The 22,371-nt window shown below is 70.6% G+C and carries 19 protein-coding genes; 3 read left to right on the top strand and 16 right to left on the bottom strand.

All coding sequences use genetic code 11. The features are described from left to right. Positions 1-68: 68 nt before the first annotated feature. Positions 69-407, bottom strand: a complete 339-nt coding sequence (locus GA0116996_RS24065) for a hypothetical protein (RefSeq protein WP_092316617.1) — start codon at positions 405-407, stop codon at positions 69-71. A gap of 270 nt (positions 408-677) precedes the next feature. On the opposite strand from GA0116996_RS24065, the gene GA0116996_RS24060 reads away from it, so the two are divergent. Continuing rightward, complete coding sequence (locus tag GA0116996_RS24060; protein WP_092316615.1) at positions 678-1,562, top strand: DODA-type extradiol aromatic ring-opening family dioxygenase; 885 nt, start codon at positions 678-680, stop codon at positions 1,560-1,562. Positions 1,563-1,566: 4 nt separating this feature from the next. Here GA0116996_RS24060 and GA0116996_RS24055 read toward each other — a convergent pair whose 3' ends face one another. From GA0116996_RS24055 to GA0116996_RS24040, 4 genes are all read right to left on the bottom strand, one after another. After that, on the bottom strand, positions 1,567-2,766 hold the full coding sequence (locus GA0116996_RS24055; protein ID WP_092316613.1) for an MFS transporter: 1,200 nt from the start codon (positions 2,764-2,766) through the stop codon (positions 1,567-1,569). Further along, positions 2,763-4,052 (bottom strand): MFS transporter, encoded by a 1,290-nt coding sequence (locus GA0116996_RS24050; protein WP_092316611.1) that lies wholly within the window; start codon positions 4,050-4,052, stop codon positions 2,763-2,765. Before GA0116996_RS24050 ends, GA0116996_RS24055 begins: the two co-directional genes overlap by 4 nt. Before the next feature lie 110 nt (positions 4,053-4,162). Then, on the bottom strand, positions 4,163-4,606 hold the full coding sequence (locus GA0116996_RS24045; RefSeq protein ID WP_092316609.1) for a VOC family protein: 444 nt from the start codon (positions 4,604-4,606) through the stop codon (positions 4,163-4,165). Next, positions 4,587-4,937: a GFA family protein gene (locus GA0116996_RS24040; RefSeq protein ID WP_092316607.1), complete on the bottom strand. Its 351-nt coding sequence runs from the start codon at positions 4,935-4,937 to the stop codon at positions 4,587-4,589. The genes GA0116996_RS24045 and GA0116996_RS24040 overlap by 20 nt, the downstream gene beginning before the upstream one ends. 208 nt (positions 4,938-5,145) lie before the next feature. Here GA0116996_RS24040 and GA0116996_RS24030 point away from each other — a divergent pair, with 208 nt between their 5' ends. Beyond that, positions 5,146-5,757 carry an HD domain-containing protein gene (locus tag GA0116996_RS24030; protein ID WP_092316605.1) on the top strand — a complete coding sequence of 204 codons (612 nt, stop codon included), beginning with the start codon at positions 5,146-5,148 and terminating at the stop codon, positions 5,755-5,757. 162 nt (positions 5,758-5,919) lie between these two features. Here the strand turns inward: GA0116996_RS24030 and GA0116996_RS24025 are convergent, their stop codons facing one another. Continuing rightward, positions 5,920-9,525, bottom strand: a complete 3,606-nt coding sequence (locus GA0116996_RS24025; protein ID WP_092316603.1) for an indolepyruvate ferredoxin oxidoreductase family protein — start codon at positions 9,523-9,525, stop codon at positions 5,920-5,922. Positions 9,526-9,864: 339 nt separating this feature from the next. Between GA0116996_RS24025 and GA0116996_RS24020 the strand changes: the two genes are divergently transcribed. Beyond that, a complete protein-coding gene (locus GA0116996_RS24020) occupies positions 9,865-11,130 on the top strand; it encodes an NYN domain-containing protein (protein WP_092316794.1) in 1,266 nt (421 codons plus the stop codon). 110 nt (positions 11,131-11,240) lie between these two features. On the opposite strand, the gene gspF is transcribed toward GA0116996_RS24020, so the two are convergent. The 10 genes from gspF to GA0116996_RS23970 form a co-directional block, all read right to left on the bottom strand. After that, complete coding sequence (gene gspF, locus GA0116996_RS24015; protein WP_092316601.1) at positions 11,241-12,458, bottom strand: type II secretion system inner membrane protein GspF; 1,218 nt, start codon at positions 12,456-12,458, stop codon at positions 11,241-11,243. A gap of 15 nt (positions 12,459-12,473) precedes the next feature. Then, on the bottom strand, positions 12,474-13,949 hold the full coding sequence (gene gspE / locus GA0116996_RS24010; RefSeq protein ID WP_092316792.1) for a type II secretion system ATPase GspE: 1,476 nt from the start codon (positions 13,947-13,949) through the stop codon (positions 12,474-12,476). An 89-nt stretch (positions 13,950-14,038) separates the two neighbouring features. Next, a complete protein-coding gene (gene gspD / locus GA0116996_RS24005; protein ID WP_092316599.1) occupies positions 14,039-16,528 on the bottom strand; it encodes a type II secretion system secretin GspD in 2,490 nt (829 codons plus the stop codon). A 34-nt stretch (positions 16,529-16,562) separates the two neighbouring features. Continuing rightward, positions 16,563-17,372: a type II secretion system protein N gene (gene gspN / locus GA0116996_RS24000; RefSeq protein WP_092316597.1), complete on the bottom strand. Its 810-nt coding sequence runs from the start codon at positions 17,370-17,372 to the stop codon at positions 16,563-16,565. Continuing rightward, positions 17,372-17,977: a type II secretion system protein M gene (locus GA0116996_RS23995; RefSeq protein WP_092316595.1), complete on the bottom strand. Its 606-nt coding sequence runs from the start codon at positions 17,975-17,977 to the stop codon at positions 17,372-17,374. Before GA0116996_RS23995 ends, gspN begins: the two co-directional genes overlap by 1 nt. Before the next feature lie 16 nt (positions 17,978-17,993). Continuing rightward, positions 17,994-19,439 (bottom strand): type II secretion system protein GspL, encoded by a 1,446-nt coding sequence (gene gspL / locus GA0116996_RS23990; protein ID WP_092316593.1) that lies wholly within the window; start codon positions 19,437-19,439, stop codon positions 17,994-17,996. A gap of 270 nt (positions 19,440-19,709) precedes the next feature. Then, positions 19,710-20,756: a type II secretion system minor pseudopilin GspK gene (gspK, locus tag GA0116996_RS23985; RefSeq protein WP_092316591.1), complete on the bottom strand. Its 1,047-nt coding sequence runs from the start codon at positions 20,754-20,756 to the stop codon at positions 19,710-19,712. Then, complete coding sequence (locus GA0116996_RS23980) at positions 20,753-21,460, bottom strand: PulJ/GspJ family protein (RefSeq protein WP_092316589.1); 708 nt, start codon at positions 21,458-21,460, stop codon at positions 20,753-20,755. Before GA0116996_RS23980 ends, gspK begins: the two co-directional genes overlap by 4 nt. Beyond that, complete coding sequence (gene gspI, locus GA0116996_RS23975; protein WP_092316587.1) at positions 21,438-21,851, bottom strand: type II secretion system minor pseudopilin GspI; 414 nt, start codon at positions 21,849-21,851, stop codon at positions 21,438-21,440. Before gspI ends, GA0116996_RS23980 begins: the two co-directional genes overlap by 23 nt. After that, positions 21,848-22,348, bottom strand: coding sequence for a GspH/FimT family pseudopilin (locus GA0116996_RS23970; protein ID WP_092316585.1), 501 nt, complete (start codon positions 22,346-22,348; stop codon positions 21,848-21,850). The genes gspI and GA0116996_RS23970 overlap by 4 nt, the downstream gene beginning before the upstream one ends. Between the last annotated feature and the right edge of the window lie 23 nt (positions 22,349-22,371).

Raw genomic sequence — 22,371 nt, 5'->3', positions numbered from 1 at the left:
CTCATGCAGGGAAATCGCCATATTAAGCGATTCCTTAATCCCGGGCCGCCGCGCCCTCGTGCGCGACTTCAGCCGGGCAGTGCAGGTTCAGTCGCCCGGTGGTCGGGCTTTGGCGAACTCTCGGCGGGGGTGGCGGCATCCGCCGAGCGGACGGGGGCGGGGCGGCGTCGCGTGAGCCACAGCAGCAGGGCGCTGGCGACCCAGCCCGCCACGAATACCGTGTCCCCGGCCAGGTTCAACCAGGCGGCCGCGGCCGGCATGCCGGTCACGGACAGCAGCAGGCCGGCCGGCAGCCGCGCCAGAATCCATAGCGCGACGGCGGGCATGCTGCCGTAGACGCCCGGCTGCCACCATTGGCCGGGGATGCGGTTGTGCCGTCCGGCACGGCGCGGGTTGCGCGAGGCCACCTGAGTCTCCTGCCATGCGCGCGGGAAAAGCGCCGTGGCGTCTGCGTTGCGGAAGTTCCTGCGAAGCGCCTGTAGCGGGCTTCCGGCTGCAGCATAAGCCTCTCGCATCGGCCACGGTGCCGGTGCGGCACGGCTTGTGTGGGCCGGGCCACGGAGCGTGCCGCGGGTTCAATTTTTTTGCATGAGGTGTCCGCAAACGGCGTCCGCGAGCGCCGCCGTTCTTCGCCAAACTGGAAGCCAGTACACAAACCGTTTGAAGGCGGTATTGCCATGCTTCCCTCGCTTTATATCTCCCACGGCTCGCCGATGCTGGCCATCGATCCCGGCCCCACCGGTGCCGCGTTCGAGGCCTTGGGCGCCCGGCTGCGCGCGCAGCGGCCGCGCGCGGTGCTGGTGATTTCGGCGCACTGGATCTACAGCACGCTCGCCGTCACCAGCCGCGAACGCCAGGAGGCCTGGCACGATTTCGGCGGCTTCCCGCGCGAGCTGTACGCATTGCGCTACGACGCGCCGGGTTCGCCGGAACTGGCGGCGCGCGTGAAGGCGCTGGTCGAGTCGGCGGCGATTCCCGGCGCGGGCTTTGTCGGCCACGACGACGAGCGCCCGCTCGACCATGGCGCCTGGATGCCGATGCGCCACTTCTTCCCCGATGCCGACATGCCGGTGGTGCAGCTGGCGCTGAATCCCTACCTGCCGCCCGCGACGCAGATCGCGATCGGGCGCGCACTGGCACCGCTGCGCGACGAGGGCGTGCTGGTGCTGGCCTCCGGCAGCTTCACGCACAACCTGCAGGAAGTGTTTGGCGGCGGCCGACGTGAACAGCACGGCCCGCAGGCCGAGCCGTACGTCGAAGCGTTCCGCAAGTGGATGGGCGAGGCGCTGGACCAGGCCCTGGCCACCGGCGACACCCGCCTGATTGCCGACTACCGTGCCCAGGCGCCCTATGCGCGCCGGGCGCACCCGACCGACGAACACCTGCTGCCGTTCTATGTGGCGCTGGGCGCGGCGCTCGGCCCGGAGGGCGCTGACCCGGTGCTGGCGGGGCCGGCCACGGTGTCGCGGGTGGCGGACGAGGTCACCTATGGCGTGCTGGCGATGGACAGCTTCGTGTTCGAAGGCATGGGCGCCGGGGCGCCGCTGCGCGCCGCGGCCTGAACGCTTACCGGCGCGACGGCGCGCGCGGCGGCAGGTAGCGCCGCGCCGAGCGCGCCCCCGCCAGCGCGATCCAGCCCATGGTCACGGCCACCAGCGCCAGGCCCGCGCGCAGGCTGGCCAGGTGCGCCACCCCGCCGATCAGCACCGGGCCCAGCAGCAGCCCCACGTAGGCGAAGCGCGCCACGCGCGCAATCGCTTCCGCCGGCGCCACGCCAGGCAGCCGCGACGCGGCGACAAAGAAGATCGGCACCATATTGGCCGCGCCCAGCCCCATCAGCGCGAAGCCTGCCAGCGCGGCCAGCGGCAACGGCACCGCCAGGGCCAGCGCAATGCCGGCAAAGCCCAGCCAGGCGCTGCCGGTCAGCGTGGCGCTGTCGCCCAGGCGCGCGCGCAGGCGGTCGCCGCCGAAGCGCCCGCACGCCATGCCGCCCGAAAATGCGGCATAGCCCAGGCTGATCCAGCCGTCGGGCGCGCGTGCCACGTCGCGCATGTAGACGCTGGTCCAGTCGTACATCGCGCCTTCGCCGATCAGCCCGAGAAAGGCCAGCAGCCCCAGCAGCCATAGCGCCCGCACCGCATGATCGCGATGGTGGGGCGCGGAAGGCGGCACCGGATGGTCGGCCAGCAGCCCCGGCAGCGTGGCCACTGCCACCGCCGCGGTCACGCCGCCCATCATTGCCGCATGCGCCAGCGGCGGCACGTCCAGCGCCAGCATCAGGCCGCCAAAGCCCGCCCCCGCCATGCCGCCCAGGCTGAACATGCCGTGCAGCGACGACATCACCGGGCGCGTGCGGCTGGCCTCGACCGTGGCGGCCTGCGCGTTCATGGCGACATCGAAGGCCGCATTGGTCATGCCGAAGGCCAGCAGCGCGGGCAGCAGCAGCCAGAACGAAGGCATCGCCAGGATCGCCACCGTGGCCAGCGCGAACAGCAGCCCGCCGGCCATCGAGGCGCGCGCACTGCCGGCGCGCGCCACCCAGCGCCCGACCGGGCCCATCGCCACGATGGCGCCGCCGGCCACCGCCAGCATCGCCAGCGACAGCATCGCGTCGGACAGGCCGAAGCGGGCCTTGATGGTGGGGATATGCACGCCCCAGGTGGCGAAGGTGGCGCCGTTGACGAAGAACAGCGCCATGGTGCCGCGCGTGGCGCGCGCGACCTGGCCGGCCGGCAGCGCGGCGGCGGACGCCGGGGAGCCGGTCATGGGCGGCCTGCCTCCACGCGCAGCAGCCCGCGCCGGTGCAGCGCGTAGCCGAAGGCCAGCAGCGCGGCCAGCGCCAGCGCCAGCATCACCCACAGCATCAGCCAGTAGCCCCCGGCCGCGCGCCACAGCAGCGCGCCCAGCCACGGCGCCGCCGCCTGCATCAGCAGCACCGGCGTCATCATCAGGCCGTTGAGGGTGGCATAGTGGTGGCGCGAAATCAGCTCGGGCATCGCCATCGCGCGCAGCATAGTGTTGACGCCGTTGGCGCAGCCGTACAGCACGGCCGCCACCATCAGCCATGCGCCATGCCCGAGCGCGAAGCACAGCAGGCCGACGCTCATCAGCGCATAGACCGGCAGCGACAGCCGCACCGGGTGGCGCACGCCCGCGCGCATCATCAGCATGCGGCCCGCCACCTGGGCCGGCCCGATCAGCGCCGCGACCGCCAGTTGCTGCGCCACCGGCATGCCCTTCTCCGTCAGCATCGGGATCAGGTGCGCGCCGAGCAGCGACGCCACCACCGCGGTCGCGGTAAAGGCCAGCACCACCGCCCAGAACACCGGCTGGCGCAGCGTGGCGCGGGCAATGTCGCGGCCGCCGGCGGCGGCCGTGCCGGCGCCCGCGCCCGAGTAAGAGGGATGCAGGGCGTAGCGCATGCGCGCATGCAGCGGCGCGCAGACCAGCAGGTTAAGCAAAGCAAAGCCGACCAGGGTCGGGCGCCAGCCGACATGCAGCACCAGCCATTGCGCCAGCGGCACGAAAATCGTGCTGGCAAAGCCGGCCATCAGCGTGACCGCGACGATCGGCTTCTGGTACTGGTCGCCATAGGCCTGGCGCAGCACCACGAAGGCGGGCTCGTACAGCGTGGTCGCCATGGCCAGGCCGAGCGGCACCCACATCAGCAGGAACACGGATTGCGACGGTGTCCACGCCCACAGCAGCAGGCCCAGCCCGGCCAGCACCGAGCCCGCGCCCATCACCTTGCGCGCCGGCGCGCGGTCCAGCAGCCGCCCGACCGCGAACGAGCACAGCGCCCACACCAGCAGTCCCAGCGAATAGCCGCCCGCCAGGAAAGGCTTGGACCAGCCCAGGCTGCGGATCATCGGGTCGATGAAGACGGTGAAGGCGAAGAACAGCGTGCCCCAGGAGATGGTCTCGGTCAGGCCGAGGATCCACACCAGCCGGCGCGGCGGCGTGGCGGGCTGCGCGGGTCCGGCGCGGGCCGGGCTGGCGTCAGGATCGGTGTCGGCAGCGTCCGTGCCGGTGCTGGCTTCGAGTGTGGTCATGGCGGGCCCGGCGGGGGATGGCCGCCACAGAAGCGGCGCGCCTGGGGCCAGTCGGAAATTGTAGCGATGCCGCGCGCCGGCTGCTCGCGGCGCGCCGGCCGCAACGCGCGTTACTGTGCGGTCACCGGCGTGGGCGGTCCTTTCAGCTCGACCACGTTGCCGTCGGGGTCCTGCACATAGAGCGAGGGTCCCTTGCCTTCGGCGCCGAAGCGCTGCGCCACTTCGCCCGCGTCGATGCCATGCGCCGCCAGGTGCGCGCGCAGCGCCTGCGCGTCGAACGGGTCGATGCGCAGGCAGAAATGGTCGAGGTTGCGGCCCTGCGCGCCCGGACCGGCGCCACCCGCGCGGCCCAGCGGGCCATCGAGCGTGACCAGGTCGATCAGGCTGCCACCGGCGCGCAACTGGGTCAGGCCCAGGTCGGTCTGCTCGCGCTCGACGCTGCAGCCGAGCACGTCGACATAGAAGCGCCGCAGCGCGTCCACATCGGCGCTGCGCAACACCAGGTGGTCGAGGCCGAGGATGCGGAACGTCGCGTCAGTGGTGTAGTCCGTCATAGTCGATGATCTTGAGGTTATCCAGGTCGACATTGTCCAGGCAGCGCACATTGACCGCGGCCATCGGCTTGCCGTCCTTGTCCTGGCCATCCGCATACGGGCCGCAGCCGCACACCGGGCAGAAGCGGTGCGCGATCTTCATGGTGTTGAAGCGGTAGGTGGAGGCGTTGCCCTCGGGCGTGTCCAGCTTGAAGGACGCGCGCGGGACGAACCACAGCAGGTGGCCGCGCCGGCGGCAGATCGAGCAGTTGCAGCGGATCACGCTGGGAATGCTGTCGGCCTCGACCGCGAAGGCGATGTTGCCGCAATGGCAGCTTCCGTTGAAGGTCATGTCTGACTCCTTGCGACTGGGTTCGTTCGCGCCGGCATCACAGCAACGCTGCTGCGCCGCAATATGCCGGCACATTGTTTGGTTTTTGACAGTGTAGTCCGGTCACGGGTGCCACAATGCCTGCAAGCTGTTTCAAGACGATGGCGGCACGCCCACGCATCGCCCACAAAAATCGCCCACAAAAAATCGCCCACAAAAGGAGACCCGCATGAGCGACACCCCCACGCCTGCACGCGCCACCTTCAGCCATATGGAACACGGCACCCGCGACGACTGGGCCGCCATCTCCGCCGAGTTCATGCCGTTCGCACGCGCGCTGCCTGACCGCGTTCTGGCGCACCTGCGCCTGCTCGACGGCGACTGCGGCGGCTTCCCGGTGGACCGGCTCACACATTCGCTGCAGACCGCGACGCTCGCCCACCGCGACGGCCAGGACGAGGAATACGTGGTCTGCGCGCTGCTGCACGATATCGGCGATACGCTGGGCAGCTTCAACCATCCCGACATCGCCGCCGCCATCCTCAAGCCCTTCGTCAGCGCCGAAAACCTGTGGATGGTGGAGAAGCATGGCGTGTTCCAGGGCTACTATTTCTTCCATCACCTCGGGCTCGATCGCAACCTGCGCGAGCAGTACCGCAGCCAGCCGGAGTTGTTCGAGCGCACCGCGGAGTTCTGCCGCAAGTACGATGCCGCCGCCTTCATGACCGACTACGACACGCTGCCGCTGTCGTTCTTCGAGCCGATGGTACGCCGGGTACTGTCGCAGCCGAAGAACTCCATGTATCTCAAGCCGGGGGAGAAGGAGCTGGCGCAGCCGTAGGGCAGACCGACGGTGTTGCCCTCTCCCCGCATGGGGAGAGGGCAGGGTGAGGGGTGGTTTAGCAAGGCACCACGCATCGAGATACTCCCGCCTCTCCCCCGGCCCCTCTCACGCAAGCGGGAGAGGGGAGAAAACGCGGGGGCCCTGCAAAACTTCTCGCCGTCAGGCCGCCCGCTGCGCCGTCTCCGGATGCCGGAACTGCTCCAGCAGTTTCGCCCAGCGCGCGCGCACCGCCTTCAGGTTGTTTTCCTTCACGTGGCCGAAGCCGCGGATGTCGTCGGGCAGGTTGGCCAGCGCCACCGCGGTGTCGTGGTTGGCGGCATTGAGGCCCGCCACCAGTTCATCCAGCAAGGCCCGGTACTCGCCGATCAGCGCGCGCTCGGTGCGGCGCTCTTCGGTCTTGCCGAAGATGTCGAGGATGCCGCCGCGCAGTCCCCTCAGCTTCGCCAGCACGCGGAACAGCTTCATCGTCGAAGGGCCGAACCTGCGCTTGACCAGCTGGCCCTTGTCGTCGCGCTTCGCGTTCAGCGGCGGGGCCAGCCAGAAGTTGAGCTGGTAGTCGCGCCCGGGCTCGCCCTCGAACTGCGCGCGCAGCTTGTCAAGGAAGGCCGGGTCCGTATAGAGGCGCGCCACTTCGTACTCGTCCTTGTACGCCATCAGCTTGGCCAGGTTGCGCGCCGCCGCCTCGGTCAGCGGCAGGGCCTTGCCGCTGCCCAGCAGCGCGCCCTCGGCCGCGCGCACGCGCTCGATCGCTTCGCGGTAGCGGCCGGCATAAGCCGCATCCTGGTACGCCGTCAGATGTTCGACGCGGCGCGCGATCAGCTTGTCGAGCAGGGCGCCGGTAGACGCCGGCAGCTTGACCACGGCCGCGCCTTCGGCGGCGCTCTTGAGCTTGCCGCTCAGCGACAGCACGTGCTCCGGGTCGTGCGCCATATGGCGGCCCCAGTCGAAGGCGGCCTTGTTCTTTTCCACCGCCACCCCGTTCAGCTCGATGGCTCGCTCCAGCGCCTGCAGCGTCAGCGGGATCCAGCCTTTCTGCCAGGCGTATCCGAGCACCAGCGGGTTGGTGTAGATGGCGTCGCCCAGCAGCGCCACGGCCAGGCCCGAGGCATTGATGAAGTCGCACTTCTCGCCCACCGCATTGCGCACGTCCTGCTCGGCCGACAGGCCCGGGAACTGCCACTTCGGGTTCTTGATGAAGTCCGCGGTCGGGGTTTGCGCGGTGTTGACCACGGCACGGGTGCGGCCGGCCTGGGTCTTGGAGATGACCTCGTCGGTGGCCGAGACGATGGCGTCGCAGCCGATCACCAGGTCGGCCTCGCCCATGGCGATGCGGGTGGCATGCAGGTCGTCGGGGCGCGCCGCCAGCTGCACGTGCGACAGCACCGCGCCGCCCTTCTGCGCCAGCCCGGCCATGTCGAGCACGGTGACACCTTTGTTCTCGAGGTGCGCGGCCATGCCGAGCAGGCCGCCGATGGTCACCACGCCGGTGCCGCCGACGCCGGTCACGAGGATGCCGTAGGCGCGGCGGATCGCGGGCAGTTGCGGCTCAGGCAGCGGCGGCAGGCTGTCCATCGACACGCCATGCTGCTCGGGCTTGCGCACCTGCGCGCCCTCGGCCGTGACAAAGCTGGGGCAGAACCCGTTCAGGCACGAGAAATCCTTGTTGCACGACGACTGGTTGATCTGCCGCTTGGTGCCGAACTCGGTTTCCAGCGGTTCCACCGACAGGCAGTTGGACTTGACCGAGCAGTCGCCGCAGCCCTCGCACACCGCATCGTTGATAAAGGCGCGCCGCGGCGGGTCTTCCATGGTGCCGCGCTTGCGGCGGCGGCGCTTCTCGGTGGCGCAGGTCTGGTCGTAGATCAGGATGGTGCAGCCCGGCACCTCGCGCAGCTCGCGCTGCACGCGGTCGAGCTGGTCGCGGTGATGGATGTCGATGCCTGGCGGCAGCTTGATCGCCGCGTTGTATTTCTCGGGCTGGTCGCTGACGATGACGATCTGCTTCGCGCCCTCGCTGTGCACCTGCCAGGCGATGTCCTGCACCGACAGCTGGCCGTCGACTGGCTGGCCGCCGGTCATCGCCACCGCGTCGTTGTACAGGATCTTGTAGGTGATGTTGACGCCCGCGGCGATCGACGCGCGGATCGCCAGCAGCCCGGAGTGGAAATAGGTGCCGTCGCCCAGGTTGGCGAACACATGCTTGTCGCCGGCAAACGGCGCCTGGCCGATCCACGCCACGCCTTCGCCGCCCATCTGGCTGAAGGTGCTGGTGCTGCGGTCCATCCACACCGTCATGTAATGGCAGCCGATGCCGGCCAGCGCGCGCGAGCCCTCGGGCACGTTGGTGGAGGTGTTGTGCGGGCAGCCCGAGCAGAACCACGGCTTGCGCTCGGCCTTCTGCTGGCCGACCAGGCGCGGCGTGGCCAGTGCCTTCTCCTTGGCCTCGATGATGGCCAGGCGCGCGGTGATGCGCGCGCGCACGTCCACCGGCAGGTCGAACTTGTCCAGGCGCGTGGCGATGGCCTTGGCGATGATCGCCGGCGACAGCTCATAGTGCGCCGGCAGCAGCCAGTGGCCCTGCGGAATCGACCATTCGCCGCCGGCGTTGTCCTTCTCGTCGAACTTGCCGTAGACCTTGGGACGGACATCGTCGCGCCAGTTGTACAGCTCTTCCTTGAGCGCGTATTCCATGATCTGGCGCTTCTCTTCGACCACCAGGATTTCCTGCAGGCCCTCGGCAAAGGCGCGCGCGCCATGCGCTTCTAGCGGCCACACGCAGCCGACCTTGTACAGCCGGATGCCGATCTGCGCGCAGGTGGCGTCGTCCAGGCCCAGGTCGGCTAGTGCCTGGCGCGTGTCCAGGTAGGCCTTGCCGCCGGTCATGATGCCGAAGCGCGCGTGGGGAGAGTCGATCTCGATGCGGTCCAGCTTGTTGGCACGCACATAGGCCAGGCCGGCGTACCACTTGTAGTCGAGCAGCCGCGCTTCCTGCTCCAGCGGCGGATCGGGCCAGCGGATATTCAGGCCGCCCGGCGGCATGATGAAGTCGCCCGGCAGCGCGATCTGCACGCGGTGAGGGTCAAGCTCGACCGAGGCCGACGATTCCACCACGTCGGTCACGCACTTCATCGCCACCCATAGCCCCGAGTAGCGGCTCATGGCCCAGCCGTGCAGGCCGTAGTCCAGGTACTCCTGCACGTTGGACGGATACAGCACCGGCAGGCCGCAGGCCTTGAAGATGTGCTCGGACTGGTGCGCCAGCGTCGACGACTTGGCGGAGTGGTCGTCGCCGGCCAGCACCAGCACGCCGCCGTGCTTCGACGAGCCGGCCGAGTTGGCGTGCTTGAACACGTCGCCGGTGCGGTCCACGCCCGGCCCCTTGCCGTACCACATGCCGAAGACCCCGTCGAACTTCGCATCGGGGTACATGTTGACCTGCTGCGAGCCCCATACCGAGGTGGCGGCGAGGTCTTCGTTCAGGCCGGCCTGGAACACGATATTGTGCGCGGCCAGGTGCTTCTTGGCCTTCCACAGCGACTGGTCCAGCGCGCCCAGCGGCGAGCCGCGGTAGCCGGAGATAAAGCCGGCGGTGTTCAGCCCGGCGGCGTGGTCGCGCTCCTGCTGCAGCATCGGCAGGCGCACCAGCGCCTGCGTGCCGCTGATATAGATGCGGCCGCGTTCGAGCGTGTATTTGTCTTCGAGGGAAACGTTGGCGAGCGCCTGGCGGATGGCGTCGCTGACCGGCGAGGTCAGGGGGGCATTCATGCGTGCTCCTCTATGGGCGTGCTGTCGGGATCACCGAAACCTGCAGTTGTGGGCAACCGCCTCGTTGCCTCTTGTGAAGGCGCCGGGTGGCTGTGTCTCTGCGCGGCATGGTAGCACCGCCACAAAACCGGCGGTACCTTGCAATGCAGCACAAAGCGTGCCGGCCGGGCCCGTGATTTCCCGTATCGACAGGGCCTGGCGTGTACACTGCGTTGCATCGAGAGCGCCCGCGCCAAGGCCGGGCGGTCTCTTGTGCGTCATATCTGCGTTGCCAGCCTGGTGCAACCCGATCCCTTGTCCGCCCGCGCCGGTGCGCGGCTTGCCAGCGAATATCCGAACATGACCATTTCCCCCCGCCAGGGCACCGCGACCCTGGCCGTGCTGATCGACGCCGACAACGCGGCGCCCGCTATTGTCGAAGGCCTGCTGGCCGAGGTCGCCAAGTACGGCGTGGCCGCCGTCAAGCGCATCTACGGCGACTGGACCCGGCCCAACCTGGCCGGATGGAAGGAGCGGCTGCTGTCGCACTCGATCCAGCCGATCCAGCAGTTCCGCTACACCGTCGGCAAGAACGCGACCGACAGCGCCATGATCATCGACGCCATGGACCTGCTCTATACCGGGCGCTTCGATGGCTTCTGCATCGTCTCCAGCGACAGCGACTTCACCCGGCTGGCCTCGCGCATCCGCGAGCAGGGCCTGACGGTGTACGGCTTTGGCGAGCGCAAGACGCCCAAGCCGTTCGTCACCGCCTGCGACAAGTTCATCTATTCCGACGTGTTGCGCGCCGAGGTCGACACCGACGGCGCGGACGGCACCGACGGCGCCGCCGCGCCCACGCGCAAGCGCAGCACCGGCGAGCTGCGCCAGGACTCGCGCCTGGTGCGCCTGCTGCAGAATGCGGCGCAAGCGGTATCGGACGAAGACGGCTGGCTGACGCTGGGCAGCATGGGCAACCACATCGCCAAGCAGGCGCCGGAATTCGACTCGCGCAACTACGGCTACGGCAAGCTGTCGGAGCTGGTCGCGGCGACCGGCCTGTTCGAGGTCGAGACCCGCAACGGCGGCAACAACAAGACCATCTGGGTACGGCTGAAGAAGCGCGCCAAGGGCGGAGAGCCGCAGCAGCGCGCGCCGCAGCCGCCGGCCCAGCATGCCGAGCCGGCGCGCCGCCAGGCCGCTCCCGTTCCTGCGGGAGCGCCGGAGCCGGCCCGCGGGGTCGAGCCGCTGCCGACGCCGGAGACGGTTGACCCCGAACCCGAGGCGCCGGCGCAAGCCGAGCCGCCGTTTGTCGCGGCCGACGTGGTGGAGGCCGAGCCGGAGCCGCAACCGGTGCCGCCGCTCGAAGCCGCGCCGCAGCCCGACCCGGAGCCGAAGGCGGGCAACCGCAGCGGCGCGCGCAAGCGCGCGGCGCGCCGGCCGGAGGTGACGCTGAGCGAGACGCCGTGGCCGATCGACCAGTCGGTGTTCGCGGCGCCGGGGACTACGGTGTTGACTGCGACGGTGGAGGCGGAACCGGCCGCCGCCGAGGTTGAGACGGCGCCCGCGCCCGCGCCGGCACCGGCACGCAAGACGCGCAAGCGTCCGAGCAAGAAGGCGGAGTAAAACCGGCTGTTGGTTTTCTCCCCTCTCCCGCAAGCTTGCGGGAGAGGGGAGCGTCCGCCAAAGATGTCAGTCCAGCCCCGACGCCTCAGTGCGCCGCCGTCTCCCGGCCGCTACCGCACCAGCTGATTGATCTCGATAATCGGCATCAACACCGCCAGCACGATCAGCAGCACCACCACCCCCATGGTCAGGATCAGCAGCGGTTCCAGCAGGCTGGTCAGGAACAGCGTGCGGCGTTCCAGTTCCTGCGCTTCGCCTTGCGCGGCGCGCTCCAGCATGATCGGCAGGTTGCCGGTGGCTTCGCCCGAGCGGATCAGGTGCACCAGCACCGGCGGAAACTGGTTCTGCGCCGCCAGCGCGCGCGCCAATGAGGCGCCTTCGCGCACGCGGGTGTTGGCGTCCTCCACGTTGGCGCGCAGCGCCTCGTTGGTCAGGGTTTCGCCGGCGGCCTGCAGGCTGCGCAGGATCGGCACCCCTGCGGAAACCAGGATCGCCAGCGTGCCGGCAAAGCGCGCGGTGTTGTAGCCGCGCACCAGCTTGCCCAGCAGCGGCGCGGTCAGCAGCCAGCGGTGCCATTCCAGCCGCACCGCGGGCTGGCGCAGCAGCCGGCGGATGCTGAACGCGGCCACTGCGATCACCGCCAGCGCGGCCCACCACCAGTTGCGCACGAAATCCGACAGCCACAGCATGATGATGGTCAGCGTGGGCAGCTTCTGCTTGGTGTTGGCGAACACGCTCACCACCTGCGGCACCACGTACGACAGCAGGAAGATCACGATCGCGAACGCCACCACCGTGACGATGGCCGGATAGGTGAAGGCCAGCCGGATCTTGGAGGTCAGCGTGTTGCGCGACTCGATATAGCCGGCCAGCCGCTCCAGCACCACGCCCAGGTGGCCGGAGTGCTCGCCGGCCGAGACCAGTGCGCGGTAGATGTCCGGAAAATCGCGCGGATGCTGCGCCAGCGCGACCGACAGCGCGCTGCCGCCCATCACCTCGGCGCGGATGCCGGCCAGCAGTTCATGCACATAGGGCCGCTCGGCCTGGTCGGCCAGCGCGCCCAGCGCTTCGTCCAGCGGCAGGCCGGCGACGATCAGGCTGGCCAGCTGGCGCGTGAACAGCGCCTGCTCCTGCGTCGACAGCTTGCGCGCGAACAGCTGGCTGCCGGCGCGCGGCGCCAGGCCGGCGCCGGCGAGCGCATCGACGGTCAGCGGCGTCAGTCCGCGCGCGCGCAACTGGGTGCGGGCCTGGCGCGCGCTGTCGGCCTCGATCACGCCGCGGTCGGTCTTGCCGGCGGCGTCGGCGGCTTCATAGCGGAAAGCTGGCATGCGGGCGGCTCCGCGTCAGTCGCGCGTGACGCGCAGCACTTCCTCGAGCGAGGTCGCGCCGCTGTCGATCCAGCGCTGCGCGTCGCCGCGCATGGTGTGCATGCCGTGCGCCAGCGCCACGTGCTTGATTTCCGATTCGGGCGCCTGGCGGTGGATCATGGTGCGGATTTCATCGTCGACCGTGAGCAGCTCGTAGACGCCCATGCGACCCTGGTAGCCCGACTGGCTGCACTTGTCGCAGCCGACCGGATGCCAGAGGGTCTGCAGCGGCTTGCCCTGCGCGTGCAGCACGTCGGCCTCGGCGGGCGTGACCTCGATCACTTCCTCGCGCTTGCAGTGCGGGCACAGGCGCCGTACCAGCCGCTGCGCCAGCACCCCCAGCAGCGACGACGACAGCAGGAACGGCTCGATGCCCATGTCGACCAGCCGCGTCACCGCCGAGGCCGAGTCGTTGGTGTGCAGCGTGGCCAGCACCAGGTGGCCGGTCAGCGACGCCTGCACCGCGATCTGCGCGGTTTCCAGGTCGCGGATCTCGCCGATCATGACCACGTCCGGGTCCTGGCGCAGGATCGCGCGCAGGGCCTTGCCGAAGGTCATGTCGATGCGCGGGTTGACCTGGGTCTGGCCGATGCCGTCGAGGTCGTACTCGACCGGGTCTTCCACCGTCATGATGTTGGTGGTGCGCGCATCCAGCCGCGACAGCGCGGCATACAGCGTGGTGGTCTTGCCCGAGCCGGTCGGCCCGGTCACCAGCACGATGCCGTGCGGCTGTCGGATCAGGTGGTCGAAGCCGCGCAGCGTGTCGGGCGCCATGCCCAGCTTGGCCAGGTCGAGCCGGCCGGCTTCCTTGTCCAGCAGGCGCAGCACCGCGCGCTCGCCGTGGCCGGTGGGCAGCGTCGACACACGCACGTCGACCGGCCGCCCGCCCACGCGCAACGTGATGCGGCCGTCCTGCGGCAGGCGTTTCTCGGCAATGTCGAGCTGCGCCATGATCTTGATGCGCGAGATCAGCGCGCCGTGCAGCGCCTTCTTGGGCCGCACCACGTCGCGCAGCGTGCCGTCGACGCGGAAGCGCACCACCGACGACGATTCGAACGGCTCGATATGGATATCCGAGGCGCCCTCGCGCGCGGCCTGCGTCAGCAGCGCGTTGATCATGCGGATGATCGGCGCATCGTCTTCGGATTCCAGCAGGTCTTCCACCGCGGGAATGTCCTGCATCAGGCGCGACAGGTCGACCTCGCCCTCGACCTCGCCCACCACCTGCGCGGCGCTGCCGTCCTGGCGGTTATAGGCGTCGGACATGGCATGCTCCAGCGCCTCGGGTTCCAGCACGCGCAGGCGCAGCGCGCCGTGCACGCGCGCCACTTCGGCCAGCGCCGTGGGCGAGGTGGCGCGGCTGACCCACACCTCGAGCCCGTCGGGACGCTGGTGCGCGATCAGCAGCGGCGCCTCGCGCGCGAAGCCGTAGGAAACCAGCCGCGCCGCCATCGGCGAGGGTGGCTCGAGTTCGGCCGGCGGGTTGATGCCGGCGCTGCCGGTGGAAAGGGCGGTTTGGACTTCGCTGGCCATGACGGGCCTCAGTACGGAAGTGCGGCTTCGCCGCGCTGGTTGAGCGGTTGCGGGGCGCTCACCGGCGCTTGCGGCGCGGGTTGCGGCAGGGGTTGCGGGACCGGTTCCGGCACCGGTTGCGGGGCCGCCTGCAGCGGCTGTGGCTGACCCGGCACGCCCGCTTGCGGCGCGCTCTGCGGCAGCGTCTGGGGCAGCGGCAGCGGCCCGGGCACGGCGCCGTTGGTGCGCGGGTTGACGAACGGCGTGGTCGGCGCGTCGGCCGGCGGCAGCATCGGCGTGTTGGTGTCCCGCACCATGATGTTAGGCGATACGAAGCCCTGCTGCTGCGCGCGCATATAGTCGTAGCGGTCCGCGGTCAGGCGGTCGGTGGCGCCGGCCGTGCGCATCACATAGGGCCGCAGGAACACCAGCAGGTTGGTCTTCGAGCGGTTCTTGTTCTCGTAGCGGAACAGGCCGCCGATCAGGGGGATGTCGCCCAGCAGCGGCACCTTCTGCACGCCGTCGCCATAGTTGTCCTCGATCAGGCCGCCCAGCACGATGATCTGGCCGTCGTCGACCAGCACGTTGGTCTCGATCGAGCGCACATTGGTGGTCGGGCCCTGGATCAGGTTGGCGGTGGCCTGCACCACGTTCGACGATTCCTGGAAGATCTGCATCTTCACCAGGCCGCCGTCGGTGATCTGCGGCTTCACCCGCAGCGTGATGCCGACGTCCTTGCGGTCGAAAGTCTGGAACGGCGTGACCGAGGCCGCGCCGCCGGTCTGGGCGTAGGAGCCGGTGGTGATCGGGATGTTCTGGCCGATCAGGATCTTGGCTTCTTCGTTCTCCAGCGTGATCAGGTTCGGCGTGGACAGCAGGTTGACGCTGCCGTTGGTGCCCAGGGCGCGCAGCAGCGCACCCAGCCCCATGGCCCGGTTGACGATGCCCAGGTTCAGGCCGCCGATGTCCTGCACCAGCCCCTGCGCCGCGGCGATGCCGGCGGTGCGGTTGCTGTCGGCCAGCGCCCCGGCCAGGGTCAGGTTCAGGATGTTCTGCCCGCCGGTGCCGAAGTTGGTGCCGGCAAAGACGTTGTTGTTGCCGCCGGGCGAGCTGATCAGGCCCTGCCACTGGATCCCCAGCTCGCTGGCCTGGGTCGCGGTCACCTCGACGATCATCGACTCGATGTAGACCTGCGCGCGGCGCGCGTCGAGGTCGTCGATCACGCCGCGCAGGTTGCGGTAGACCGGTTCGCTGGCGGTGATGATCAGCGAGTTGGTGGACGGGTCCGCCTGGATGATGCCGCCGGTGGTCGGCTGGGTATTGGTGCCGAACGAGGCGGCGAAGGCCGAGCTGCCAGAGGCGCCGGTGCCGCTCCCGGTGCCGGTGCCGCTGCGCATGCCGGTCTGGGTCGTGGTTGCGCCGCCGGTGAACTGGCCGCCGGTCGGCGTCGAGACATTGGTCATGCCCGCCGCGCCGCCGAGGCCGCCAGGCTGTCCGCCGGGCTGGGTCGAGGTGGCGAAGCTGCTGTCGGCGGCGACGATGGCGCGCAGCGTGGCGGCCAGCTTGATCGCATCGGCGTTCTTCAGCGGCACTACCCAGATGTTGCCGGGGCGCGCGTAGGGCTGGTCGAGCTTCTCGATCAGCTGGCGCGCCTGCTGCAGGCGCGCTCGGCTGGTGGCGCGGATCATCAGTGAATTGCTGCGCGGCTCGGCCACCACCGAGGTGCGCAGGCTGGCATCGACGGCCGCGCCACCGCCGCCGCCGCCGGCCGCGCCCGCGGCGGCCGGGTCCAGCAGGCGCTGCAGCACCGCCGCGGTATCGCTGGCCAGCGCATGCTTGAGCGGCACCAGTTCGACCTCACCCGAGGCCGGCGCATCGACCGCGGCGATGATGCGGGCGATGCGGCGCAGGTTGTCGGCGTAGTCGGTGATGACCAGGGTGTTGTTGGCCGGATAGGCGGTGATGGTGTTGTTGGGCGCGATCATCGGCCGCAGCACCGGCACCAGGTTGTTGGCCGACTCGTAGTTCAGCCGGAACACCTGCGTCACCACCTGGTCGCCGCGGCTGGGGCTGCCGCCGATCACGGTGGGCGAGCCCTGCAGCTTGGCGTCGGCCTCGGGCACGACCTTGGTGAAGCCGTTGCTCTCGACCATGGCATAGCCCTGCATGCGCAGCACCGAGCCCAGCGTCTGCAGCGCCTGCGCGCGCGAGACCGGCTGCTCGGTGACGAGGTTGACGGTGCCCTTCACGCGCGGGTCGATGACGAAGTTCTTGCCGGTGGCCTGGCCGACCGCCTTGATCACGGAGTCGAGGTCGGCGTTGACGAAGTTCAGCACCACCTGGTCGCGATTGGCCGGGGTGACGTCGGGCGGCGCCGGCGGCGTGCCTTGGCTGCGCGCGGCCGGCGCGCCGGGCTGGGCCCACAGCGGCGCGGGCGCCAGCAAGGAGAGCCCGCAGAGCAATGCCACGGCGCGGGCGCAGGCGGTCTTGAAAACAGGTCGGTTGGCGTGGGTGGTCATAGTCATTTCCGTGGGCTGTGCGCTCTGCGTGGCATCAGAAACGCAGCCTAGTCACATTGTTGTCTCGTCGTCCCAGCAGGCTCAGCAGGCTGGTCAGCTGCGTCGCCGCCTCGGGTTCGGCATGCGCGGTACCTTCGAAGCGCGCCTGCCGCCCGAGGGTGCCGCTGCCCTCCAGGTGCAGCGGACCATCGATGGTGCTCAGCTGCAGCTTGCCGCCGCCTGCGCCGGTCCAGTCGATCTCGGCGCGGTAGCTGCCGAGCGGGCGCAGCCGGCTGACCGCGGCCGATACCTGCTCGATGCGCAGCGTCATATGGCCGGTCATGCCCTGGCCGGAAAACCGGCCCTGCAGCGTGGACCAGTCCACCCGCATCAGGCCGTCCGGGCGCAGCGTGTTGAACGGCGCGCCCACGCCCTCGAGCAGCGACGCGGGCAGCCGCATCGCGCCCGACTGCGCGGTCCAGCCGCCCGGGGTCGCGGTAATGGCGACCGGCGCCGCCATGGCCTCGGCATGGGTCAGCACCAGCCGCGCGCGGCCGGTCAGCAGCGGCCAGAACGCCAGCGTCCACTGCAGCCGCCCGGGCAGCACGGTGGCGGTCTGGCTGCCGGCGCCGGCCGACAGCGCCAGCGTGGCGCTGCCGCGCCACAGCGAGCCGCTGGCATCGGCCAGCAGGACGCGTCCCTGGGTCTGCGTGGCGACGCGCGTAGCGATCCATGTTGCCGGCAGCATCGCCACCGTGGTCACCGCGGCCGTGGCCAGGCCCAGCCCGAGCCAGCGCAGGCGCCGCGCGGCGGCCGGCTGGCGCAGCGCGCGCCGCGGCAGGCGCAGGGTTTCCAGCCGCACCATCAGCTGCGGCCGCCCGGACCCTGCAGGGTCGCGGTAACGTTCACCAGCGCCGTGGCGCCGACATAGACCACGCGCGCATCGATCACCTTCATGCGCTGCTGCTGGCGCACGTCCTGCAGCCAGGTGCTGACCGCCCCGAACGGGACCTTGTCCAGCTGCACCTGCACGCTGTTGTCGGCGGCGGCCGCCAGGCGCGTGGCTTTCAGGCCGTACTGGCCCAGGCTTTCCTGCAGCGCCTCGGTCAGCGCATCGCCGCGCAGCGACGGCGCCGGCGTGGCCTTGAGGCCGCGGGCTTCCTGAGCCAGCGTTTCCATCTCGGCCAGGTCGGCACGCAGCTGCGGCAGGTTGCGCGCGGCCCGCTCGCGGCCGTCGGCGGCCGGCTCCCACAGCAGCAGGTAGCCGAGCACCAGTGCCAGCACCGCGGCACCGCCGCCCAGGATAGCCTGCTCGCGCGGGTTGCGCGCCGACCAGAAGGCGTCGAAGCGTTCCCGCCAGGCTTGCGGCACCGACGGGCGCAGCCGCGCCATGCGCGTGCGCAGCGTGGCGGCACCGCTGCGGCGGGCGGCGGGCGAAGGGCTGCGGGTGGAATCTTTCAATGGGTTCATGTCGGGCGTGCGCCGGTCAAAGGCCAGGCTTGATGGTCCAGCGCGAGCCGGGTGTCACAGGCGTGCCTGCGCTGGAGCCGGTGCTGCCCGCGGCATTGCCGGCCTTGTCTTCGTCCATCTGCAGTCCGGCCTGGCGCGCCGCGCTGCGCAGGCCGGCGGTGTCGGTGCCGGGCTTGAGCGTCACCACCAGCATGCGGCCGCGGTACTCGAGCGCCTGCAGCGCGTCGGGCGGCAGCCGGCGCGCGGCCTGGGCGAAGCGGTCGGCCAGCGGCAGGAAATCATCGGGCGTGCTGCGTCCGCTGGCGATGCGCAGCTGCTCGACCTGGCGGCGCATCTGCAGCGGGGGGTCGATCACCGTCGGCGTCTGCGGGAAGGTGCCGCGCAGCGTCTGCGCCTGCGCGGCTTCGAGCCGTTGCTGTTCGTTGCGCAGCAGCAGCCAGTGGGTGTTCATGCCGATCAGCTGGACCAGCACCAGGCCCGCCGCCAGCGCCAGCGGCAGGCGCCACGCCACCAGGTTCCAGCGGTCGGCGCGGCCCTGCGCGAATTCGAACTGGGCCAGGTCCAGCCCCGGCTCGCGCAGGCATTCCTGCGCACCGTCGATCCACAGCCGCCAGCCGGTGCGACCGGCCTGGCGCAGCCCGGGCACCGGCGCCATCGCCGCGGCCTCGCCATCGGCATACCAGGTGCCTTCAGGCGCCAGCGCCTGCCATGCGGCCAGCGCGTCGTCGCCCAGCAGCAGGCCGTATCCGGTGTACGCACCGGTGCGCACGGTCAGCTGCCACTGGCGTGCGGTGCTGCTGGCGGTGTCCGGCAAGGCTTCGCCCAATGCGTCGCCGAGCGCGCCGCCTTCGGCGAGTGCGCTGGCGGCGGCCTCGACCACCAGCGTGGCCGGCTGCACCGCAGCCGGCGCCGCCCCGGGCGGCGCCAGCGTCGGCTCGGCGCCGGCTTCCTCTTCTGCCGGCGCGGCCAGGGGCACGCACAGCTGCGCGGCCAGCACGTGGCGGCGGCGATGGCGGTGCTCGGCAAAGGCATCGAGCACCGCGCGCAGCCAGGCGCGGTCCGCCACCATCAACAGGCGCTGGCGCGGCCCGCGCGCGGATGCGGCGCCGTCGAGGGTGGGGCCGATGCCGATATGGCAGGGCTGCGCGTCAGTGGCGAGGGCATCCTCGACCAGGTTGGGCAGCGCCTGCTTCAAACGCGCGGGCGGCAGCGGCGGCACGCTGGCGCTGGTCAGCAGTACGTCGCTGGCGGCCAGGATCAGCACCAGCCGCTCCGCCGCGGGCAGGTCAGCGATGCGGGCGTGGCCTTCTCGCAACACTTCCGGTGCGGCACGGGGCAAACCGCGCCGCGTGGCATCGGCCGCCGCCGTGCGCACCAGCGCAAAGGGCAGGGCGCCGAACTGCCACGGTTGCGGCTGGTCATGCGGCCGGTGCGGCAAGCGCACGTACAGAGTGGTGCTCAAGGTGTCCTTGCTTTGGCTTCAGTAGAACGGCTCGATAAGGCGCATGGCCCATGGGGGTGCGCCCGGGAACGCCCCGGCGCAGGAAACTTGCCGGAGTGCGGGGATGCCGGCGGGCGGCCTGGGAGGCCGATCAGCGGCGAGCGGGCTGGTGTCAGGCTCGCGCCAGCGCCGCAGCATACCTTGCCTGCGTGACAAAATCGCGTCAATACCATTCTCCCCGGTTGCTCCGGTGTGCTGTATTCATATGTGGGCCAGGCCGCCTTGCCATGCTCAGCGCAGGTCCGGCAGCCGGTCCGCGTCCTGGATCCAGACCACGCGGGTGGTGTTGGCCGCACCGAGCGGTTCGCCGCGATAGATCAGCGACACCTGCAGCCGGCTGGCGCGCTCGTGCCGCACCAGCCCGTAGACCAGGAAGTAATGCGAGCGCACGTCGAGCAGGTTGCCGAGGTTGCCGCTGCTCGCCTGCGGCGCCAGCGCGGACAGCTGCGTCTGCAGGTTGCCGATGTTGTTGAAGTAGGCGCGGTCGCGCTGGCGCACCAGCTCGCGCGCGCGTTCCAGCGGCAGCTTGTCGATCATCGCGGCCAGCACCTCGGCCTCGGCGGTGTTGGCATTGACCAGGGTGCGCTCGGGCAGCACGATCACGAAGGGCTCCAGCACCGCCACCATCTCGGGCGTGTAGCCGGGCAGCGCCAGCAGGCCCTGCACGCTGTCGAGCGGGCGCGGCGCCTGCCGGCCCGAGCCCTCGGCGCCGTGGCCACCTTGCGCGGCCTGCAGCATGTGGCGCGCGGTGGATTCGGCCAGCGCCGGGTTCAGGCCCACGGTCCGCAGCAGCCGGCCATAGGCGGCCTGCGCCGACTGGTCGATATTGGCAACGCGCCCGACCGGCGCGCCCTGGCCGCCGGTGGCTGACCATGTCACCAGGTTGGCAAGGTTGAAGCGCGCCTGCGCATCGAGGATGCGCCCGGACAGGAACGAGGTCTCGCCCGCAACGTCGGTGCGCAGCGACGCGCCCAGGAAATCCGACAGGCGGGTTTCGGCGATCGGCACCGCCCACGGCTCGCCCAGCTCGTCGACGTTGCTGCGGCGCTGGTCGTCGCGCAGGATCAGCCGCGCCCAGTCGACCGCGGCGCGCTCGATCCAGGTGGCCTGGGCCAGCAGCCGCTGGTTTTCGATGGCGCGAATCTGCACCTGCTGTCGCCACAGCATCCCCGACACCACCACCACGGCCAGCGTCACCATCAGCAGCGCGGTGACCACGGCCGCGCCGCGCGCGCGGCGCAAAGGCCGGAAGCGGAGGGGGCTGCGGGCGTGCGTCATAGCCCCGACATGCAGATCTTCTGGAACTGCCGCGGCGCGTCGCCGTCGCCCATGCGGGCGAGGATGGTCAGTTCCACCGCCCGCACCGCGGTATTGGGCACCGCCGCGCCGGCCTCCGACGCTTGCACCGCGCTGGCAGCGTTGCCGCTGAACAGCACGTTGCGGATCCGGTTGCTGTCGGCCTGCCAGCCGCCGGGTTCGACCCAGGCGCGCGCGCTCATGCCGTCGACGTTGGCCAGCAGGCGCCGCACCTGCGCGTCGTTGCCGCCGCCCTGGCGCAGTGCCAGCAGCGACGACTGCAGCGCGGCGCGGTTACTCACCGGCGGCGCGGCCACGCGCACCAGCGTGTTGCCGTCCAGCTGGTAAGACAGTGCCTGCCATGCCGGCGGCTGGCCTTCGTCGCGGCGGTCGCGCACCAGCAGCACGCGGTTCTGGCCGATCTCGACCGGGCTGCCCTGCAGCAGCGTGGGGTTGGCCAGGTGCTCGCAATCGGCCTGCATCTGGCCGTACAGCACCTTCAGTGCATCCAGCCGGGCGTCATGGTCGATCAGCCGTTCGCGGCCGCGCGTCAGGCTGTCGAGCGCGCGCCAGCCGATCACCGCCATCACCGCCAGCAGCGTGATGGCGACCAGCATTTCCAGCAGCGTGAAGCCGCTGGCGGATCGGCGCCCGCGCCGGCGCTCAGAGCACGTTGCGGATTTCATTGGGAACGATGGTGACGAGCCACGCCAGCCGCACCGACTTGTCGGTGGCCGACGGATAGACCGCGATCTCGACGCGGCGGAACACCGGATTGGGCGTGGCCGACACGGATTGCTCGCAGTACAGCGGCGTGCCGCCCTGCGGGCAGGCATAGCCGCTGACGCCGGGCTCGGGCCAGGTCTTGGCAAGGCGCAGCGAGGCCAGGTGGTTCTCGGCGCTCCATTCGGCCAGCATGCGGGTCTGCAGCGACGCGCCGGCATCGATCATCGAGCCCATCGCGCGCATCGCCGCGGTCAGTGCCACCGCCAGGATGGTCAGCGCCACCAGCACTTCGATCAGCGTGAAGCCGGCCGCGCGGGCGCGCCGGCGTGCGGGGGAGCGCGGGGACGTCATGGCGTGCTGGCGAAATAGCGGCCGCTGCCGTCGCCGGCCACGTCGACGCGGATATCGCCGCGCACCAGCACCAGGCGCTGCGGGGCATCGATCAGCTCGCGCCCGAAAATCAGCCGCGGCGGGCTGTTGGTGCCGGTGCTGCGGCCGCCTTCGGCGACGATGACCTGGTCCAGCGCCAGGCGCCAGGTGCCGGGCGCGAACACGTCGGTGCGCAGGGGGATCCAGCCGTTGGGGGTCGACTCGAGGAAGCGCCAGCCGCCGGCGTCGCCTTCCCAGGCGAGCGGGCGTGCGCCCAGCTGCGCCTCTTCCTGCGCCAGCTCGAACAGCCGCGCGATGCGCTGGCCGTCGTCAAGCACGCGGCCGCGCTCGTTGGGCGAGGCATTGACCGCGACCAGCGAGATCACGATGCCGGCGATCACCATCACCACCAGCAGTTCCAGCAGCGTAAAGCCGGAGTGCCGCTGCCGGGAGGCGCGGCGGCGCGGCGCCGTGGTCATCAGGGAAGCGGCAGGGGCGGGCG

This window comes from Cupriavidus alkaliphilus (genome assembly GCF_900094595.1).
Classification (GTDB): Bacteria; Pseudomonadota; Gammaproteobacteria; order Burkholderiales; family Burkholderiaceae; genus Cupriavidus; species Cupriavidus alkaliphilus.
This window is presented reverse-complemented; position numbering and strand designations above follow the sequence as displayed.

Excerpts from the sequence above, each read along its gene's own strand:
- gspE (WP_092316792.1), bottom strand. The coding sequence starts at position 13,949 with ATGGCGGCGCGGCTGGTTTCCTACGGCTTCGCGCGCGAGGCGCCGCTG.
- GA0116996_RS24055 (WP_092316613.1), bottom strand. The coding sequence starts at position 2,766 with ATGACCGGCTCCCCGGCGTCCGCCGCCGCGCTGCCGGCCGGCCAGGTC.
- GA0116996_RS24045 (WP_092316609.1), bottom strand. The coding sequence starts at position 4,606 with ATGACGGACTACACCACTGACGCGACGTTCCGCATCCTCGGCCTCGAC.
- GA0116996_RS23980 (WP_092316589.1), bottom strand. The coding sequence starts at position 21,460 with ATGAAATCCGCAACGTGCTCTGAGCGCCGGCGCGGGCGCCGATCCGCC.
- GA0116996_RS23995 (WP_092316595.1), bottom strand. The coding sequence starts at position 17,977 with ATGAACCCATTGAAAGATTCCACCCGCAGCCCTTCGCCCGCCGCCCGC.
- GA0116996_RS24030 (WP_092316605.1), top strand. The coding sequence starts at position 5,146 with ATGAGCGACACCCCCACGCCTGCACGCGCCACCTTCAGCCATATGGAA.
- gspD (WP_092316599.1), bottom strand. The coding sequence starts at position 16,528 with ATGACCACCCACGCCAACCGACCTGTTTTCAAGACCGCCTGCGCCCGC.
- GA0116996_RS24050 (WP_092316611.1), bottom strand. The coding sequence starts at position 4,052 with ATGACCACACTCGAAGCCAGCACCGGCACGGACGCTGCCGACACCGAT.
- GA0116996_RS23970 (WP_092316585.1), bottom strand. The coding sequence starts at position 22,348 with ATGACCACGGCGCCGCGCCGCCGCGCCTCCCGGCAGCGGCACTCCGGC.
- gspK (WP_092316591.1), bottom strand. The coding sequence starts at position 20,756 with ATGACGCACGCCCGCAGCCCCCTCCGCTTCCGGCCTTTGCGCCGCGCG.
- GA0116996_RS24060 (WP_092316615.1), top strand. The coding sequence starts at position 678 with ATGCTTCCCTCGCTTTATATCTCCCACGGCTCGCCGATGCTGGCCATC.
- gspF (WP_092316601.1), bottom strand. The coding sequence starts at position 12,458 with ATGCCAGCTTTCCGCTATGAAGCCGCCGACGCCGCCGGCAAGACCGAC.
- GA0116996_RS24025 (WP_092316603.1), bottom strand. The coding sequence starts at position 9,525 with ATGAATGCCCCCCTGACCTCGCCGGTCAGCGACGCCATCCGCCAGGCG.
- GA0116996_RS24040 (WP_092316607.1), bottom strand. The coding sequence starts at position 4,937 with ATGACCTTCAACGGAAGCTGCCATTGCGGCAACATCGCCTTCGCGGTC.
- GA0116996_RS24020 (WP_092316794.1), top strand. The coding sequence starts at position 9,865 with ATGACCATTTCCCCCCGCCAGGGCACCGCGACCCTGGCCGTGCTGATC.
- gspI (WP_092316587.1), bottom strand. The coding sequence starts at position 21,851 with ATGACGTCCCCGCGCTCCCCCGCACGCCGGCGCGCCCGCGCGGCCGGC.
- gspN (WP_092316597.1), bottom strand. The coding sequence starts at position 17,372 with ATGGTGCGGCTGGAAACCCTGCGCCTGCCGCGGCGCGCGCTGCGCCAG.